Origin of the sequence: Kitasatospora sp. NBC_01539, assembly GCF_045040525.1 — a bacterium.
In the GTDB taxonomy this organism is placed as follows: Bacteria; Actinomycetota; Actinomycetes; order Streptomycetales; family Streptomycetaceae; genus Kitasatospora.
The window spans coordinates 2,859,608-2,876,888 of the sequence record NZ_CP109390.1 but is presented as its reverse complement, the minus strand read 5'-3'; the positions used below and the strand labels follow the sequence as shown (position 1 = coordinate 2,876,888).

General features: G+C 74.6%; 14 protein-coding genes. 12 read left to right on the top strand and 2 right to left on the bottom strand.

Annotated features, from left to right (window positions below; genetic code table 11):
* Window positions 1–93 precede the first annotated feature (93 nt).
* Together OG335_RS12330 and OG335_RS12325 are read left to right on the top strand one after the other, a co-directional pair.
* Entirely contained in the window at window positions 94–2,148 is a 2,055-nt protein-coding gene (locus OG335_RS12330) for a beta-galactosidase (RefSeq protein WP_405011138.1), read from the top strand.
* Window positions 2,149–2,446: 298 nt separating this feature from the next.
* Complete coding sequence (locus tag OG335_RS12325) at window positions 2,447–3,976, top strand: arabinogalactan endo-beta-1,4-galactanase (protein ID WP_405015369.1); 1,530 nt, start codon at window positions 2,447–2,449, stop codon at window positions 3,974–3,976.
* A 144-nt stretch (window positions 3,977–4,120) separates the two neighbouring features.
* Here OG335_RS12325 and OG335_RS12320 read toward each other — a convergent pair whose 3' ends face one another.
* Entirely contained in the window at window positions 4,121–5,248 is a 1,128-nt protein-coding gene (locus OG335_RS12320) for a pyridoxal-phosphate-dependent aminotransferase family protein (protein ID WP_405011137.1), read from the bottom strand.
* A 106-nt stretch (window positions 5,249–5,354) separates the two neighbouring features.
* Between OG335_RS12320 and OG335_RS12315 the strand changes: the two genes are divergently transcribed.
* From OG335_RS12315 to OG335_RS12285, 7 genes are all read left to right on the top strand, one after another.
* The gene (locus tag OG335_RS12315; protein ID WP_405011136.1) at window positions 5,355–6,446 is read left to right on the top strand and encodes an amidohydrolase family protein; all 1,092 of its coding nucleotides are present in this window, start codon (window positions 5,355–5,357) and stop codon (window positions 6,444–6,446) included.
* A gap of 35 nt (window positions 6,447–6,481) precedes the next feature.
* Window positions 6,482–7,159, top strand: a complete 678-nt coding sequence (locus OG335_RS12310) for a uracil-DNA glycosylase (protein ID WP_405011135.1) — start codon at window positions 6,482–6,484, stop codon at window positions 7,157–7,159.
* 233 nt (window positions 7,160–7,392) lie between these two features.
* The gene (locus OG335_RS12305; protein WP_405011134.1) at window positions 7,393–8,316 is read left to right on the top strand and encodes an SCO1860 family LAETG-anchored protein; all 924 of its coding nucleotides are present in this window, start codon (window positions 7,393–7,395) and stop codon (window positions 8,314–8,316) included.
* Window positions 8,317–8,497: 181 nt separating this feature from the next.
* Window positions 8,498–9,520, top strand: coding sequence for a glutamine synthetase (gene glnII / locus OG335_RS12300; protein WP_405011133.1), 1,023 nt, complete (start codon window positions 8,498–8,500; stop codon window positions 9,518–9,520).
* Between the two features lie 92 nt (window positions 9,521–9,612).
* Window positions 9,613–10,761 carry a M48 family metalloprotease gene (locus tag OG335_RS12295; RefSeq protein WP_405011132.1) on the top strand — a complete coding sequence of 383 codons (1,149 nt, stop codon included), beginning with the start codon at window positions 9,613–9,615 and terminating at the stop codon, window positions 10,759–10,761.
* A 128-nt stretch (window positions 10,762–10,889) separates the two neighbouring features.
* A complete protein-coding gene (locus OG335_RS12290) occupies window positions 10,890–11,624 on the top strand; it encodes a polyprenol monophosphomannose synthase (RefSeq protein WP_405011131.1) in 735 nt (244 codons plus the stop codon).
* Between the two features lie 147 nt (window positions 11,625–11,771).
* Entirely contained in the window at window positions 11,772–12,332 is a 561-nt protein-coding gene (locus tag OG335_RS12285; RefSeq protein WP_405011130.1) for a hypothetical protein, read from the top strand.
* Window positions 12,333–12,366: 34 nt separating this feature from the next.
* Here OG335_RS12285 and cobC read toward each other — a convergent pair whose 3' ends face one another.
* A complete protein-coding gene (cobC, locus tag OG335_RS12280) occupies window positions 12,367–13,803 on the bottom strand; it encodes an Rv2231c family pyridoxal phosphate-dependent protein CobC (protein ID WP_405011129.1) in 1,437 nt (478 codons plus the stop codon).
* 232 nt (window positions 13,804–14,035) lie between these two features.
* Here cobC and OG335_RS12275 point away from each other — a divergent pair, with 232 nt between their 5' ends.
* From OG335_RS12275 to OG335_RS12265, 3 genes are read left to right on the top strand one after another with little or no spacing between them, the layout of a single operon-like run.
* The gene (locus OG335_RS12275; protein ID WP_405011128.1) at window positions 14,036–14,926 is read left to right on the top strand and encodes an alkaline phosphatase family protein; all 891 of its coding nucleotides are present in this window, start codon (window positions 14,036–14,038) and stop codon (window positions 14,924–14,926) included.
* A 4-nt stretch (window positions 14,927–14,930) separates the two neighbouring features.
* Entirely contained in the window at window positions 14,931–16,241 is a 1,311-nt protein-coding gene (locus tag OG335_RS12270) for an MFS transporter (RefSeq protein WP_405011127.1), read from the top strand.
* On the top strand, window positions 16,238–17,260 hold the full coding sequence (locus OG335_RS12265) for a TolB family protein (RefSeq protein WP_405011126.1): 1,023 nt from the start codon (window positions 16,238–16,240) through the stop codon (window positions 17,258–17,260). The genes OG335_RS12270 and OG335_RS12265 overlap by 4 nt, the downstream gene beginning before the upstream one ends.
* The last annotated feature ends 21 nt before the right edge of the window (window positions 17,261–17,281 follow it).

The following is a 17,281-nucleotide window of genomic DNA, read 5'->3' as shown; positions in this document are numbered from 1 at the left end:
CACTTGTCAATCCCCTGCCTCATACGGTTATCTTGCCGAAACACAGCAAGCCCAAGGCTGTGTACGTTCACAGTCTTGCCAGATGGAGCCGCCATGGATCACCCGCTGACTCACGACAAGGCCCCCACCGGGGACGCCGGTCGCACGCTATGGCCGGTCGGTCTCGACGCCCTCGCCTACGGCGGCGACTACAACCCCGAGCAGTGGCCGGAAGAGGTCTGGCACGAGGACGTCCGCCTCATGCGCGAGGCCGGCGTCACCATGGTCAGCGTCGGGATCTTCTCCTGGGCCCTCCTGGAGACCGAGCGCGGCGTGTACGACTTCGCCTGGCTCGACCGCCTCCTCGACCTGCTGCACGAGCACGGCATCCGCGCCGACCTCGGCACCCCCACCGTCGTGCCCCCGGCGTGGTTCTACCGCGAGCACCCCGACGCGCTCCCGGTCACCCGCGAGGGCGTGCGCTACGAGTTCGGCTCGCGCGGCGCGATCTGCCACAGCTCGCCCGCCTACCACGAGGCGTCCGCCGCGATCACCGAGCAGCTCGGCCTGCGCTACGGCAGCCACCCCGCGGTCGCCCTCTGGCACGTCCACAACGAGTACGGCGTACCGGTCAGCGCCTGCTACTGCGAGACCTCCGCCGCGCACTTCCGCCGCTGGCTCGGCGACCGGTACACCACCCTCAAGGAGCTCAACGAGGCCTGGGGCACCACCTTCTGGGGGCAGAGCTACAGCCGCTGGGACGACGTCCGCCCGCCGCGGACCACCCCCACCGCGGGCAACCCCGGCCAGCAGCTCGACTGGGCGCGTTTCACCAGCGACGCCCTGCTGGCCAACTTCGTCCGCGAGCGCGACATCCTGCACCGGCTGTCACCGGGCATCCCGGTGACCACCAACTTCATGACCGCACTCTCGCAGTGCGAGTCCATCGACTACTGGGCGTGGGGCCGCGAGGTCGACCTCGTCTCCAACGACCACTACCTGGTCGCCGAGGGCGAGCGGAACCACATCAACCTCGCGATGTCGGCCGACATCACCCGCTCCGTCGCCGGCGGCCGCCCGTGGCTGCTGCTGGAGCACTCCACCGGAGCCGTCAACTGGCAGCCCCGCAACCTCGTCAAGCAGCCCGGCGAGATGGCCCGCAACAGCCTCGCCCACGTCGCCCGCGGCTCCGACGGCGCGATGTTCTTCCAGTGGCGCGCCTCGCGCTACGGCGCCGAGAAGTTCCACTCCGCGATGCTGCCGCACGCCGGCACCGACAGCCGGATCTGGCGCGAGGTCGTCGAGCTCGGCGGCTCGCTCGGCTCCCTCGGCGACGTCCGCGGCAGCCGCGTCGTGGCCGACGCCGCCCTCCTGTGGGACTGGCAGTCGTGGTGGGCGCAGAAGCTGGAGTGGCGGCCCAGCGTCGAGCTCGACGCCCGCGACCAGGCCGACCGCTGGTACGCCGCGGCCTACGACCGCCACCTCACGCTCGACTTCGCCCACCCCGAGGACGACCTCTCCGGCCACCCGCTGGTGCTCGTCCCCGCGCTCTACCTGACGACCGAGGCGGCCTCCCGCAACCTCCGCCGGTACGTCGAGGGCGGCGGCACCCTCGCCGTCTCGTACTTCTCCGGCATCGTCGACCAGTACGACGCCGTGCACCCCGGCCCGCACCCCGGGGCGCTGCGCGAGGTCCTCGGCCTCACCGTCGAGGAGTTCGCCCCGCTGCGGCAGCACCAGACCGTGCGGCTCTCCGGCCCGGCCGGCGAGCCGACGGGTGACGCCTGGGCGGAGTTCGTCGTGCCGCGCGGCGCCGAGACGCGCTGGACGTACGCCGACGGCCCGGCCGCCGGCCGTCCCGCCGTCACCCGGAACTCCCTCGGCGACGGCACCGCCTGGTACGTCTCCACCCGGCTCGACGCCTCCGGCCTCGACGCGGTGCTGGCCCTGGCCTGCGCCGACGCCGGGCTGCCCGCACGCGACCTGCCGCGCGACGTCGAGGTCGTGGAGCGGGTCGGCGCGACCGGCCGCTACCTCTTCGCCGTCAACCACACCGGTGCCGACGCCCGCATCCCGCTGCCCGGCGGCGGCACCGAACTGCTCACCGGCAGCCCGGTCGGCGGCCACCTGGACATCCCCGCCGGCACCACGCGGGTCGTCCGCCGCTGATCCCCTGCCCGGGCCGTAGAGGGGCGGCCCGGGCAGGCAGGCAGACAGGCAGGCCCGGCTCGACCGCCGCCGGGCCCCCACCCGACCCCACCCCACCCCTCCACCCCGATCCCCTGCCCGGCCCGCCGAGGGTCGGACCGGGCAGGTGCCCTGCCCGGCGGGTGCGGCGGTGTTCCCCAACACGCCGCCGCACCCGCCGTCACCCCCACGGCAGTACCTCCCCCACCCCACCTCATCGCCAAGGATGACGATGCATCAGGGAATCAAGCGCCTGCTGGTCAGCGGCGCAGCCTCGCTCATGATCTCCACCGCTGCCACGGTGGCCCTCCCCGCGGCCTCCGCGCAGGCGGCCGCCACGATCACCAACCCCGGCTTCGAGACCGGCGGCGCGGCGACCGCCACCCCCACCGGCTGGACCGCGTACTCCGCCGCCGGCCAGACCGCCGCCTCCTACACCGAGGCGGGCGGCCACACCGGTTCGTACCGGCTCACCCACTGGTCCGCGTCCGCCTACAAGGTCGAGACCTACCAGTACCTCTCCGGGCTCACCAACGGCAGCTACACGCTGACCGCGTGGGTCCGCTCCAGCGGCGGGCAGAACTCCGCCTACCTCGCGCTGCGCAACTGCGGCGGCACCGAGCAGCGCACCGACCTCCCCGTCACCCCGAACGGCGGCTGGATCCGGATCGTCACCCCGGTCTCCGTGACCGGCGGCCAGTGCACCATCAGCATCAACTCCGACGCGAACGCCGGGAACTGGCTCAACGTCGACGACCTCACGTTCACCTCCGGCACCACCACCGTCGCCGCCCGCGGCGTCGACGTCTCCACCCTGAAGAAGAGCGAGGACAAGGGCGGCACCTACGCGTACGCCAACGGCACCGCCGCCGACGCCCTGACCGTCCTCCACTCGGCGGGCGCCAACTACGTGCGGCTGAAGGTCTGGGTGAACCCCGCCGACGGCTACAACACCAAGGCCAAGGTGCTGGCGATGGCCACCCGTGCCAAGGCCCAGGGCATGAAGATCCTCATCGACTTCCACTACTCCGACATCTGGGCCGACCCGGGCACCCAGACCAAGCCCGCGGCCTGGTCGTCCTACACCGCGGCCCAGCTCGCCACCGCCGTCTACAACCACACCTACGACGTGCTGAACGCCCTGAAGGCGCAGGGCACCACCGCCGACATGGTGCAGATCGGCAACGAGATCAACGGCGGCATGCTCTGGCCGGAGGGCTCCACCTCCAACTGGACCAACCTCGCCTCGTTCCTCACCCAGGGCGCCAACGCGGCCAAGGCGGTCAGCTCCTCCACCCAGGTCGTGCTGCACCTCGCCAAGGGCGGTGACGACGCGGGTGCCCGCACCTTCTTCGACAACGCGGTCTCCCGCAGCGTGCCGTTCGACGTCATCGGGCTGTCCTACTACAGCTACTGGCACGGCCCGCTGAACGACCTGCAGACCACCCTCGACGACATGGCCTCCCGCTACAACAAGAAGGTCATCGTCGCCGAGACGGCGTACGCGTTCACGCTCGACAACAACGACTCCCTGGAGAACAACCTCGCCACCAGCTCCCAGCTGACCACCGGCTACCCGGCCACCCAGGCCGGCCAGGCCGCCGCGCTGCGCGACGTGCTCAACGTGCTGGAGGCCGTGCCCAACGGCAAGGGCCTCGGCGCCTTCTACTGGGAGCCCGCCTGGACGGCCGTCACCGGCAACGGCTGGGACCCGGCCGACGCCTCCTCCGGCAACGCCTGGGAGAACCAGGCGCTGTTCGACTACAGCCACAAGCCGACCGCCGCCATGAGCTGGCTGGCCCACCGCTGACCCGCCCTGCCCACGGACGCGCCCGGCCGGACCTCCGGCCGGGCGCGTCGCGGTGCCGGCACGAGCGGGCGGCCCGGCGGCCGCACACCGCCGTCGACCCGCACACCGTCGTCGACCCGTGCGCCGCCGCGTGACGGCGGCCGGTCAGCCGGCGAGGGCCGCCGTCCAGGCGGCGGCGGCCGCACCGCGGGCCGCCTCGGCGTCGGCGCCGTCCGCGTGCACGGTGTCCGCGTGCACGGTCTCCAGGGCGGCGGCCAGTGCGGTGAGGGAGGCCTGCACGGTGCCGAGCGCGGCGGCCGGGCCGTAGTGGTTGATCCGCAGCATCTCCGCGGCGAGGGCCCCGCCGCCGGCCTGCACCGGCACGGCGGGGTCGCTGCGCAGGGCGGCGGCGGCGAGTTCGCGGGCGTCCAGCCCGGCCGGGGTGCGGACGGTGGTGGCGACGGGTGCGGCGTGCCCGTCGCTCGTCACGTACGGCGCGAGCGGGCGGAGGCTGCGGAGGCCGGCCCGGGTGGCCGCGGCGGCGGCGCGGTGCCGGGCGATGGTCGCGGGCAGTGTCTCGGCGGCGATCCGGTCGAGGCAGGCGTCGAGTGCGAGCATCTCCAGCTGGGCCGGTGCGTGGGGGAGCGCGGTGCGTCCGGCGTCCGTCCAGCGCTCCTTCCAGTCGAGCAGCGAGAGGTAGGAGCGGCGGGGGGCCCGCGGGTTGTCCGTGATCGCTCGCCAGGCGCGGGCGGAGACGGAGACGGCGGAGACGCCGGCCGGGCCGCCCATGGCCTTCTGCCCGCCGATGACGCACAGGTCGACGCCCCAGGCGTCGGTGTGCAGCGGTTCGGCGGCGACCGACGCGACGGCGTCCAGCATCAGCAGCGCGCCGTGCGCCCGGACGACGGCGCCGATCTCCGCGACCGGGTTGGTGTTGCCGGTCGCCGCCTCGGCGTGCACGAGCGACACGAACGAGGTCTCCGGGTGCGCCCGCAGCGCCTCCGCGACCCGGTCGGCGCCGACCGCGGTGTCGTAGGGCACGGCCAGGTCGACGACCTCGGCCCCGCAGTCGCGCAGCCAGCCGCCGAAGGTCTGCCCGTACGGGCCGGTGACGATGTTGAGCGCCGTGGCGCCCGGGCGCACCGCGCCGCGGATCGCGGCCTCCAGCGGCAGCAGCGCCTCGCCCTGGGTGACGATCACGTCGGCGGTGGTGTGCAGCAGCGCGGCCACCCGGTCCTCGATGGCGGCGAACCGGGCGGCGGTCAGCGGCGGGAGGTCCAGGAACGGGGACATGCGCGACGACCTTTCGGGTACGGACGGCTCGTGCGGTCCAGTCTGCCGCACCGCCCGCCTGCGGCAGGCGCCGGGCCGCCCGGCCGCCGTCGGTAGAGTGCCGGGCATGAGCGACGGTGCGGTGCTGCACATCAGGGGCCGGGTGCTGGTCGGGCCCGAGGACGTCCGGGACGAGCTGTGGGTCGTGGACGGCCGGATCACCTTCGACCGTCCCGCGCACGCCGCCGACGTGCGGTCGGTCACCGGGTGGGCCCTGCCGGGCCTGGTCGACGCGCACTGCCACGTCGGCCTGGACGCGCACGGCGCCGTCGACGCGGAGACCAGCGAGAAGCAGGCGCTCACCGACCGTGACGCCGGCACGCTGCTCATCCGCGACGCCGGGTCGGCCGCCGACACCCGGTGGATCGACGACCGCGACGACCTGCCGCGGATCATCCGGGCGGGGCGGCACATCGCCCGCACCCGCCGCTACATCCGCAACTACGCCCACGAGATCGAGCCGGGCGACCTGGCGGCGTTCGTCCGGCACGAGGCCCGGCGCGGCGACGGCTGGGTGAAGCTGGTCGGCGACTGGATCGACCGCGGCACCGGAGACCTCGCCGCCTGCTGGCCGGGCGACGCGCTGCGCGAGGCGATCGCGGCGGCGCACGAGGAGGGCGCCCGGGTCACCGCGCACTGCTTCGCCGCCGAGTCGCTGCCCGACCTCCTCGCCGCGGGCATCGACTGCATCGAGCACGGCACCGGGCTGACCGAGGAGCTGATCCCGTTGTTCGCCGAGCGCGGCGTGGCGGTGGTGCCGACCCTGGTCAACATCGCGACCTTCCCGCGGCTCGCGGCGGGCGGCGAGCAGAAGTTCCCCGCCTGGTCGGCGCACATGCGGCGGCTGCACGAGCGCCGCTACGCCACCGTCGGCGCCGCCCACGACGCGGGCGTCCCGCTGTACGTCGGCACCGACGCGGGCGGCTCGCTCGCCCACGGCCTGGTCGCGGAGGAGGCGGCCGAGCTGGTGAAGGCCGGTCTGACCGCCACCGAGGCTCTGTCGGCGGCGAGTTGGGGCGCCCGGGCGTGGCTCGGCCGGGACGGCCTGACGGAGGGGGCCTCCGCCGACCTGGTCGTGTACGCCGAGGATCCGCGCGCGGACGTCCGGGTGCTGGCGGATCCGCGGGCCGTGGTGCTGCGGGGGCGCGTGGTCGTCTGACGGGCGTGTCCGTGCGGGCCGATAGGGTGACGCCCATGGCACCGCGTCCACTCAACGAGATCGTCGAGCCCGGCTGGGCCCGCGCCCTGGAGCCCGTAGCGGGCCGGGTCGCGGCCATGGGCGACTTCCTGCGCGCCGAGATCGCCGCAGGCCGCACCTACCTGCCCGCCGGCCCGAACGTGCTGCGCGCGTTCCAGCAGCCGCTGGAGTCGGTACGGGTCCTGATCGTCGGTCAGGACCCGTACCCGACGCCCGGCCACGCGGTGGGGCTGTCGTTCTCGGTCGCGCCCGAGGTGCGGCCGATCCCGCCGAGCCTGGTCAACATCTTCCAGGAGTACGGGCAGGACCTCGGCTTCCCGCCGCCGTCCAACGGGGATCTCACTCCGTGGACACAGCAGGGTGTCCTGCTGCTCAACCGCTCGCTCACCGTCGCCCCCCGCACGCCCAACGCGCACCGCGGCAAGGGCTGGGAGGAGGTCACCGAGCAGGCGATCCGCGCCCTGGTGGCCCGCGGCGGCCCGCTGGTGGCGATCCTCTGGGGCCGGGACGCCCGCAACCTGCGTCCGCTGCTCGGCGAGGTGCCGGCCATCGAGTCGGCGCACCCGAGTCCGATGTCCGCCGACCGCGGCTTCTTCGGTTCGCGGCCGTTCAGCCGCGCGAACGAGCTGCTGGCCCGGCAGGGCGCGCAGCCGGTGGACTGGCGCCTGCCGTAGGCCTGCGGGCGGGTCGGAGCCGAAGGGCGGGCGTCAGCCCATGGGGTCAACTTCACTCGAAGGAGTGGACTGACGCTCCGTGATGCCGATGTGACGGATCGTTCGAGTGAGACTGGATGTCAGTCCAGAGCACGAGCCCCATCCCCCGCCCGGTGTGCGCACTGCTGCGCCCGTGCGGGGTGACGCCGGTGGCGCGCTCTCCCGGAACACCATGTGTTGGGGGTCCTCCCGTCATGCCGTCCCTTGCCTCCCGTGCCGCCGCCGCGGCGCGCGCCGTCACCGCCGCCGGTCTCGCCGCCTCGGTGCTCGCCCTCCCCTCCGTCGCGCACGCGGACACCCCCGGACCGTCCGCGGGCAGCGCCCGTGCCGTGACGGCGGAGCTCGACCTCGACGTCTCGCTGCTCGACAGGGCGATCGAGGTGCCGGTGGACGTCACGCTCAACAAGGTGCAGACGCCCGCCGAGCGCGACGGCTCCGTGCTCGCCGCGAAGGTCGACGGCGTCGACCGCGGCCGGCCGGTCACGCTGGTGAAGGCCGAGGCCGGGAAGTCGGTCACGCACGCGGACGCGCGGGGCACCTCCGCCTCCGTGACGCTGGCCGGGGCCGATCTGCACGTCCCGGGCCTGTCCGGTCTCGCGCTGCTCGGCGTGGAGGCGCTCACCGCGGAGGTGACGTGCCCGGTCGACGGGCAGCCCGTGGCGAAGGTGTCCTCGCCGGTCCGGCTGACCGTCCTGGGCCGTCCGGTCACGGTCGGGCTGAACGGTCCGACCCGGGTGGTGGTGCCCGCGGTCGGCACGGTGGAGGTGGAGTTCTCGCGCAGGAACGTCACTTCGGCCACGGCGGCGGCGTCCGCGCTGGAGCTGTCGGTCGACGTCAATCCGCTGAACCTGAACGTCGCCCGGGTGACCGGCCGCGTGTCGGTCGCCTCCGTCTCGTGCGAGAAGCCCGGCTCTTCCCGTGTGGTCCAGACCAATTCGGCGGCTCCGTCCACCGCCGCGGCCGCCCGCCCGGCGCTGCCGAGGGAGGTGCCGGTGCTCGCCGCCACCGGCAGCAGCGGCACCGGCCCCCTGCTCGCCGGGGCGGCGGCGCTGCTGGTCGCAGGGGGTGCGGTGACCTGGGCGACCCGCCGCCGCCGGGTCCGCGCACGCCACCGCTGACACCTTTCGTGGACCAGCCGTCCCACGGATCGTCCGCATGGTGAGACGTACACTGCCCGACCGTGAGCGTGTCACCGCAGACGGTTGGTTCACACGGGCGTTACATGGGAGGAACAACGGGGAAACGGCGACTTGCGACGCTACGCGGGCACCCACCACCGAAGCAGTGAGGTTCTCCGCAATGGCAATCAAGGCCGAGTACATCTGGATCGACGGCACCGAGCCGACCGCGAAGCTCCGTTCCAAGACCCGGGTGCTGCCTAACGCGGACAAGATCCCCACGTGGGGCTTCGACGGTTCGTCGACCAACCAGGCCGAGGGTCACGCCTCGGACCGTGTGCTGGAGCCCGTGAAGGTCGTCAAGGACCCGATCCGCGGCGGCGACAACATCATGGTGCTGTGCGAGGTCTTCGAGATCGACGGCACCCCGCACGTCTCCAACACCCGTGCCAAGCTCCGCCCGATCGCCGAGCAGTACGCCGCCCAGGAGTCGATCTTCGGCATCGAGCAGGAGTACACCTTCTTCAAGGGCTCGCGCCCGCTCGGCTTCCCCGAGGGCGGCTTCCCGGCCCCGCAGGGCGGCTACTACTGCGGCGTCGGCGCCGAGGAGGTCTTCGGTCGCGAGATCGTCGAGCTGCACCTCGACCGCTGCCTCGACGCCGGCCTGGCGATCTGCGGCATCAACGCCGAGGTCATGCCCGGCCAGTGGGAGTTCCAGATCGGCCCCGTCGACGCGCTGACCGTGTCCGACGACATGTGGATCTCGCGCTACCTGCTCTACCGCACCGCCGAGGAGTTCGGCATCGACGCCACCCTGGACGCCAAGCCGGCCCGTGGCGACTGGAACGGCGCGGGTGCGCACACCAACTTCTCCACCAAGGCCATGCGTGAGGGCTACGACGCCATCATCACCGCCTGCGAGTCGCTCGGCACCTCCGAGGAGAAGGTCCTGGAGCACGTCTCCCAGTACGGTGACGACATCCAGTCCCGCCTCACCGGCAAGCACGAGACCGCCCCGTGGAACGTCTACTCCTACGGCGTGTCCAACCGTGGCGCCTCGGTCCGCATCCCGTGGCAGGTCGAGGTGGACCAGAAGGGCTACATCGAGGACCGCCGCCCGAACGCGAACGTCGACCCCTACGTCGTCACCCGCCTCCTGATCAACACCTGCTGCGAGGCCCTGGAGAAGGCCGGCCAGGTCTGATCCCCGCTCCCGCAGAGCTCCTGCCCGCCGCTCCCCTCCGCACCCGTGCGGAGGAGGGCGGCGGGCGTGTTTTCTCCCCCTACCCTGATGCCATGGCGGACACCGCGGACGACGACGACTTCACCCCGGCCGAGACGGCCCGCGGCAGGGCCCTGCGCCGGGCGCAGACGCCCTGGGCGCTCGGCGGTGCGCTCGCCACCGGCACCCTCACCCTCGTGCTCGGCCTGACCCCGGCCGGCGCGGGGCTGGTCTCGGCGGCCGGCGGGCCGTTCGGCGGCTCGTGGGCGGCCGAGGTGCTGGCCGGGACGGCCGCACTGGTCCTCCTCGGCAGGGCCGTCGCGCTGCCGTTCGGCGCCCGGGTGCGGGCCGTCCGGTCACGCTACGGCCTGGTCACCCAGGGCTGGGGCGGCTGGGCGGTCGACGTGCTGCGCGGGCTGGCCCTGACCCTCGGCCTGCTCCTGCCGGCGGCCCTCGGCCTGTACACCCTCACCGGGCACCGGCCCGACGACTGGTGGCTGCCCGGCGCGGGCCTCGCCGCGGTCCTCGTGGTGGCCCTCTCGTTCCTCCACCCGCTGCTGATCGAGCCGGTCTTCAACCGCTTCACGCCGATGGCGGCGAGCCCGCTGCGCGACTCCCTGCTCGCCCTCGCCCGGCGCGACGGCGTGACGGTGCGCGACGTGCTCGTGGCGGACGCCTCGCGCCGCACCACCGCCCTCAACGCCTATGTCTCCGGCCTCGGTTCGACCCGACGCATCGTCGCCTACGACACGCTGCTGGAGACCGCCGCGCCGCGCGAGGTGGAGCTGGTGGTCGCCCACGAACTCGGCCACGTGAAGCACCGCGACGTACTGACCGGCACCGTGCTGGGGGCCGTCGGCGCGGCCGTCGCCGTCGTCCTCGTCGGCCTGCTGAGCAGGTGGGGGCCGCTGCTCGACGCCGCCGGTGCGGACGGCGCCGCCGACCCGCGCTCGCTGCCGCTGCTGGCCGCCCTCGCCGGCCTGATCGGTGCCGCGACCGGCCCGCTGCAGGCCGCCACGAGCCGCCGCATCGAGGCCAGGGCCGACCGGCACGCCCTCGAACTCACCGGCGACCCGCAGCAGTTCATCGCGATGCAGCGCCGCCTGGCGGTCGCCAACGTCTCGGACGTCGACCCGCCCCGGCTGCTGGTGCTGCTCTTCGGCACGCACCCCAGCGCGACCCGCCGCATCGCCGCGGCCCGCGCCTGGCGGCCCGCCCCCTGAGCCCCCGGCCCACCGTGCCGCCCGTCGGACGTAGACTCACGACAGCCGCCGCGGCCCGCCGCCGGACGGCGCCGCCCGGGCTTCCCGGCCCGGTCCACCGGCTTCGGAGCTAACGAGGGATCTGATCCATGGTAGAGGTTTCCCCCAAGGTCGTTGTCGTCGTACCCACGTACAACGAGCGGGAGAACCTGCCCGTCCTCACCGGCCTGCTCACCGACCTGGGCCTGCCGAACCTGCACGTGCTGGTCGTCGACGACAACTCGCCCGACGGCACCGGCGAGATCGCCGACAAGCTCGCCGAGCAGTCGCCCGACCGGGTCGGCGTGCTGCACCGCACCGAGAAGGACGGCCTCGGCCGGGCCTACATCGCCGGCATGACGCGCGCCCTCGACGAGGGGGCCGACGTGGTCGTCCAGATGGACGCCGACCTCTCGCACCCGGCCCCGGTCCTCCCCGTGATGATCGACACCCTGCTCACCGGCGACGCCGCGGTGGTGCTGGGCTCCCGCTACGTGCCGGGCGGGTCGACCGCCGCCGAGTGGCCGTGGCACCGCAAGGCCCTCTCGGCCTGGGCGAACCTCTACGTCAACACCATCCTGCGGCTGCACGTGAAGGACGCCACCGCCGGCTTCAAGGCCTGGCGGGCCGAGACCCTGCGGGCGATCGACCTGCCGTCGGTGCACAGCAACGGCTACTCGTTCCAGGTGGAGATGAACTACCGCACGGTCAAGCGCGGTCTGCGGATCGTGGAGGTGCCGATCCGGTTCGAGGAGCGGGTCGTCGGCGCGTCCAAGATGAGCCTCGGCGTGCAGGTCGAGTCGGCGCTCGCCCCGTGGAAGCTCCTGCTCGGCCGCAAGGCCTGACCCGCCGGTGCCGACCTGCCGGTCCTGATCGCCCCGGCCGCTCCTGCCGATCCGCCCCGCCGACCCGCCGGGCGCCGACCCGCGGTCCGCCCGGCCGCGCCGCCCGGGTCCGGCGGGGCCCGGGCCGGGCACGACGAGGGAGAACCGGTGGAGCAGGTGGACGAGGACACCCGGCCGCTCCTGCTGCTCGACGTGGACGGGCCGCTCGCCCCGTACCGGGCGGATCCGCGGAGCCGCCCCGAGGGCTGCGTCGAGCACCGGGCGGAGCCGGAGGTCCCGACCGCCCGCCGCCCGGCGGTGCTCCCGGCGGACGGGGAGCCGCCGCGGCTGTGGCTGAATCCCGCGCACGGGCCCGCGCTGCTCGCCCTGCCGTTCCGGCTCGTCTGGTGCACCGCCCGGGAAGGCGAGGCCAACACCTGGATCGGCCCGGCGATCGGGCTGCCGCCCCTGCCGTTCGTCCCCTGGCCGCGGAGACACCACGGCGACCCGGACGGCCTGCACTGGAAGACCCGCCACCTGACCGCGTACGCCGCGGGCCGGCCGTTCGCCTGGGTGGACGACGAGATCGAGCCGGTCGACACCGCCTGGATCGCCGCGCACCACCCCGCCCCGGCGCTCGCCCTCGCGGTCGACCACCGGCACGGGCTGCAGCCCGAGCACGTCGCCGTCCTCGCCGACTGGGCCGCCCGGGCACCGGCGCCGCGCTGACCGCGGCCGCCGGGCCGGGCCGGGCGTCCCGGTGTCAGCGGGCCGCCGCGGCCAGCGCCGTGAGGAAGCGGTCGCTGGTGGCGGGGTCGCGGACGGCGATCCGCAGCCAGTCCGGGCCCAGCCCCGGGAAGGTGTCCCCGCGCCGCACCGCGAAACCGGCGGCCCGCAGCCGGGTGCGGACGCCGTCGGCGCCGGGGAGTTCGACGAGCAGGAACGACGACCGCGGCTCGCCGTGCACCCGCAGGCCCGGGATGCCGGCGAGCCCGTGCAGCAGGTGGGCGCGGTGCACGGTGAGGGTGCGGGCGGCGTCCTCGGCCTCGGCGAGGGCGGCGGGTGCCGAGCAGGCCTCGGCGGCGGCCAGCGCCGGGGTGGAGACCGGCCACAGCGGCTGTGCGGCGGACAGCGCGGCGAGGAGGTCGGCCGGGCCGAGCACGTAGCCGATCCGCAGCCCGGCGAGGCCCCAGGTCTTGGTGAGGCTGCGCAGCACGACCACCCGGCCGGGCAGGTCGCGGAGCCCGGCGAGGGCGGCGCTCTCGCCGGGCACGGTGTCCATGAACGCCTCGTCGACGACGAGGGTGCGCCCGGGCCGGGCGAGGGCGGCGACGTCCTCGGCGGGGTGCAGGACGGAGGTCGGGTTGGTGGGGTTGCCGATCACCACCAGGTCGGCCTGCTCGGGGACGGCGCCGGGGGTGAGCCGGAAGCCGTCGGCGGGCCGCAGCAGCGCGCGGTGCACGGTGTGCCCGGCCTCCCGCAGTGCGGCCTCGGGTTCGGTGAACTGCGGGTGCACCACGCACACGTGACGTGGCGTCAGGACGCGGGCGAGGAGGACGAACGCCTCGGCGGCGCCGGAGGTGAGCAGCACCTCCTCGGCCGGGCGGCCGTGCCGGGCGGCCACCGCGGCGCGGGCGGCGGTGCCGTCCGGGTAGGCGGCGAGGTCGGCGAGGGTCGCGGTGAGGCGGTCGCGCAGCCAGGCGGGCGGGGTGCCGGTGCGGACGTTGACGGCGAGGTCGACGAGTCCGGCGGCGCGCACCTCGGCGTCCCCGTGGTGCCGCAGGTCGTGGTCGTCCTGCGGCCCGGGGCCGGCGGGCGGGCGGCGGGCGATCGCCACTGTGGCGCGGGCGGACGCCTGTTTGGGCACGAGCAGGCTGCCGCCGGGGGCCTCGGCGAGGGCGGCGGCCTCGGCGACGCTCGGTGTGCCGACGGCGTCGCGGACGGCCGCGGAGGGGTGCGGCACGCCGACGGTCGCGAGGGCCCGGGCCGGGTGGCCGGTGAGGGGGACGCCGAGTGCGCGGGCGGCCTCCTGCAGGCCGGGTTCGGCGGTGCGGGTGTCGAGGGTGGCGAGCACGGCGAGGTCCGCGCGCCGCAGCCCGGCGGCGTCCAGGGCCGCGTCGAGCAGGTGCAGGACCTCGTCCGCGGTGGTGCCCGGGCGGGCGCCGACCCCGGCCACGAGCGGGCCGACCAGCTTCTCCACACGTCCTCCGCACCCCGTCCGACCTGGCCGAAATCCCACCACGGGTGCGGCGCGCGGGTCAATCGAGACCGGTGTGAAGTCGGACGTACAACCTGTACCGAGCTGTTCTCCCGTTCTTCATGTCCGCGGCAACGCCCCGGTCACGGGTGCCGCCCTAGGGTTCGGACCGCCCGGCCGGCCGCGGCCGGCCGGGCGCACCGTCCCCAACCGCAGCCCCTCGTACGGAGGAAGCATGATCGCCGCTCGGAGTCCGAAGCGCACCCGCCGCACCCTCGCCGCCCTTGCGGGCGCTGCCACCCTGGCCGCCGGTTCGCTCGGCATCTGGGCCGCCACCGGCGCCACCGCCCAGGCCGCCACCCTCCCGGCCCCCGACCACATCGTGGTCGTGGTGATGGAGAACCACGCCTACTCGCAGGTCATCGGCAGCTCCGGCGCGCCGTACATCAACAACACCCTCAAGGCCGGCGGGGCGAGCCTGACCCAGTCGTACGGCCTGACGCACCCCAGCGAGCCGAACTACTACCAGCTCTTCTCGGGCTCCAACCAGGGCCGCACCGACGACAGCTGCGTGTCCGTCGGCTCGATGTCGGCGGCGAACCTCGCCTCCGAGCTGATCGCCGCGGGCAAGACCTGGGCGAGCTACAACGAGGGCCTGCCCAGCCAGGGTTCGACCGTGTGCAGCAGCGGCAACTACGCGCAGAAGCACAACCCGTGGTTCGGCTTCAGCAACGTGCCGACCAGCACGGCGAAGACCATGACGCAGTTCCCGACCGACTACACCACGCTGCCGAAGGTGTCGTTCGTCGTCCCGGACCTCTGCAACGACATGCACGACTGCTCGGTCGGCACGGGCGACACCTGGATCAAGAACAAGCTCGGCGCGTACGCGACCTGGGCCAAGACCCACAACAGCATGCTCGTCGTCACCTTCGACGAGGACAACCGCCTCGCCGGCAACCGCATCCCGACCGTCTTCTACGGCGAGCACGTCACCCCGGCCTCCTCCACCGCCACCACCTACAACCACTACAACGTGCTCCGCACGCTGGAGGACCTCGCCGGGCTGTCCGCGCACGCGGGCAACGCCGCCTCCGCCACCGACATCACCGGCATCTGGAACTGACACCGTGTACGTCGCGGACTCCCGCACCGCCGCGAGCAGCACCGACAGGAGCCGCAGCACCAAGGCCGCCGTCGCTCCGGGCCCCCGCCCGGGGCGGCGCGCCGCCGTGCCCGGCACCGTCGTGGCCCTCGGCGCGGTCAGCCTCATCACCGACGTCTCCTCGGAGATGGTCAGCGCCGTGCTGCCGCTGTACGTGGTGGCCGGTCTCGGTCTCTCGCCGCTCGGCTTCGGCCTGCTCGACGGCATCAACAACGGTGTCGGCGCCCTCGTGCGGCTGGTCGGCGGGCACGCCGCCGACCGCGGCGACGGCCGGCACAAGACGGTCGCCGCGATCGGCTACGGCCTGTCCGCCCTCTGCAAGCCGCTGCTGCTGCTCGCGCACACCGTGCCGCTGATCGGCGCGGTGCTCGCCGTGGACCGCACCGGCAAGGGCCTGCGGACGGCCCCGCGCGACGCCCTGATCTCGCTCGCCACCGAGCCCGAGCACCGCGGCCGGGCGTTCGGCGTGCACCGGGCCATGGACACCACCGGCGCGCTGCTCGGCCCGCTGGTCGCCTTCGGGGTGCTGCGGCTCGCGGTCGACGGCTACGACGCGGTGTTCGCCGTCTCCGCGTGCGTCGCCGCGCTCGGCGTGCTCGTGCTGCTGCTCTTCGTGCCGGGCCGTACCGGCGTGCCCGACCCCGGTCCGCGGCCGTCGCTGCGCGACTCGGCGGCCCTGCTGCGGGTGCCGGCGCTGCGCCGCCTGACGGTCGTCGCGGTGCTGCTGGGGCTGACGACCGTCAGCGACGCCTTCCTCTACCTGCTGTTGCAGCGGCGGCTCGACCTGCCCGCGCACCTCTTCCCGCTGCTGCCGCTCGGCACGGCGGCGGCCTTCCTGCTGCTCGCCGTGCCGCTGGGTTCGGTCGCCGACCGGCTGGGCCGCCGCCGGCTCTTCCTGGCCGGGCACCTGGTGCTGCTGGCCGGGTACGGGCTGGTGCTCGCCCCGCTGCACGCCGGGTGGGTGGCGGTGGCCGTGCTGGTGCTGCACGGCTGCTTCTACGCGTCGACCGACGGCGTGCTGGCCGCGGCGGCCGCCGGCACCGTGCCGGCCGGACAGCTGGGCGCCGGGCTCGCCCTGGTCGGCACCGGCCAGGCGCTGGCCCGTTTCGGCTGCTCGCTGGCGTTCGGCGCCGGGTGGTCGCTCTGGGGCGGGCACACCGTGCTCGCCGTCGCCGCCGGGGCGCTGGCGGTCGCCGCCGTCGCCGCCACGTTGCTGATCCGCCTGCCCGATCCCCGGGCCGGGGAGTCCCGTACCGCCGAGGAGCACACCGTATGACCAGGACCGTCCGCCTGCTGACCCTGCTGGTCGCCGTCGTCCTGCTGGGGGCGGTCGGCACCGGGGCCGTGCTGCACGCCGCGGACCGTTCCGGCCGCAAGGACCGGGAGCAGGCGGGCGGCCCGGCGGTCACGCCGGGCCCTGTCGCGCTCGGTGCGGGCAGCGGCCGTCGGCTGCTGTTCCGGTCGACGGCGTGGGGGCCGCACCGCGACGAGATCACCTCCGTGCCCGCGGACCGGCCGGACGGCCCGCGGGCCGCCTCCGGCGTCGCCTGCCTGCGCTTCCACGCCGCCGCGGGCACCGGCATCTGCCTGCAGAAGGACGGCGACGCGCTCGCCGAGACGTACCGCGCGGTCGTCCTGGACGCCTCGCTGCACGAGCTGAAGCGCTATCCGGCGGGCGGCATCCCGACCCGCTCCCGGGTGTCGCCGTCCGGGCACCTCGCGGCGTGGACGGTCTTCGTCAGCGGCGACTCGTACGCGGGCACCGACTTCTCCACCCGCACCGCGATCGTCGACACCCGCGACTGGACGCTGTACGACAACCTGGAGGACTTCACCGTCGTCAGGGACGGCCGCACGTACCGCGCCCCGGACGTCAACGTCTGGGGCGTCACCTTCGCCGACGACCGGGGCTTCTACGCCACGGTCGCCACCGGCGGCCGGACGTACCTCGCGCACGGCGACCTCGGCGCCCGCACGCTGACCACCCTGCACGAGAACGTCGAGTGCCCCTCACTCTCCCCGGACGGCACCCGCGTCGCCTACAAGAAGCGCGTCGCCGGGGCGTCCCCGGACGCCCCCTGGCGGCTGTACGTGCTCGACCTCGCCACCATGGCCGAGACCGCCACCGCCGAGCGGCGCAGCATCGACGACCAGGCGCTGTGGGCCGACGGCCACACCCTGCTCTACGCGATGCCGGGCGACTACGGCGCCGACCTGTGGACGGTGCCCGCCGACGGCTCCGGCACGCCCGCCGTGCTGACCCGCTCCGCACTGGCGCCCGCCTACCTCGGCTGACCGCCTCCGGCGCCGGGCGGC

Excerpts from the sequence above, each read along its gene's own strand:
- OG335_RS12330 (WP_405011138.1), top strand. The coding sequence starts at position 94 with ATGGATCACCCGCTGACTCACGACAAGGCCCCCACCGGGGACGCCGGT.
- OG335_RS12325 (WP_405015369.1), top strand. The coding sequence starts at position 2,447 with ATGATCTCCACCGCTGCCACGGTGGCCCTCCCCGCGGCCTCCGCGCAG.
- OG335_RS12320 (WP_405011137.1), bottom strand. The coding sequence starts at position 5,248 with ATGTCCCCGTTCCTGGACCTCCCGCCGCTGACCGCCGCCCGGTTCGCC.
- OG335_RS12315 (WP_405011136.1), top strand. The coding sequence starts at position 5,355 with ATGAGCGACGGTGCGGTGCTGCACATCAGGGGCCGGGTGCTGGTCGGG.
- OG335_RS12310 (WP_405011135.1), top strand. The coding sequence starts at position 6,482 with ATGGCACCGCGTCCACTCAACGAGATCGTCGAGCCCGGCTGGGCCCGC.
- OG335_RS12305 (WP_405011134.1), top strand. The coding sequence starts at position 7,393 with ATGCCGTCCCTTGCCTCCCGTGCCGCCGCCGCGGCGCGCGCCGTCACC.
- glnII (WP_405011133.1), top strand. The coding sequence starts at position 8,498 with ATGGCAATCAAGGCCGAGTACATCTGGATCGACGGCACCGAGCCGACC.
- OG335_RS12295 (WP_405011132.1), top strand. The coding sequence starts at position 9,613 with ATGGCGGACACCGCGGACGACGACGACTTCACCCCGGCCGAGACGGCC.
- OG335_RS12290 (WP_405011131.1), top strand. The coding sequence starts at position 10,890 with ATGGTAGAGGTTTCCCCCAAGGTCGTTGTCGTCGTACCCACGTACAAC.
- OG335_RS12275 (WP_405011128.1), top strand. The coding sequence starts at position 14,036 with ATGATCGCCGCTCGGAGTCCGAAGCGCACCCGCCGCACCCTCGCCGCC.
- OG335_RS12265 (WP_405011126.1), top strand. The coding sequence starts at position 16,238 with ATGACCAGGACCGTCCGCCTGCTGACCCTGCTGGTCGCCGTCGTCCTG.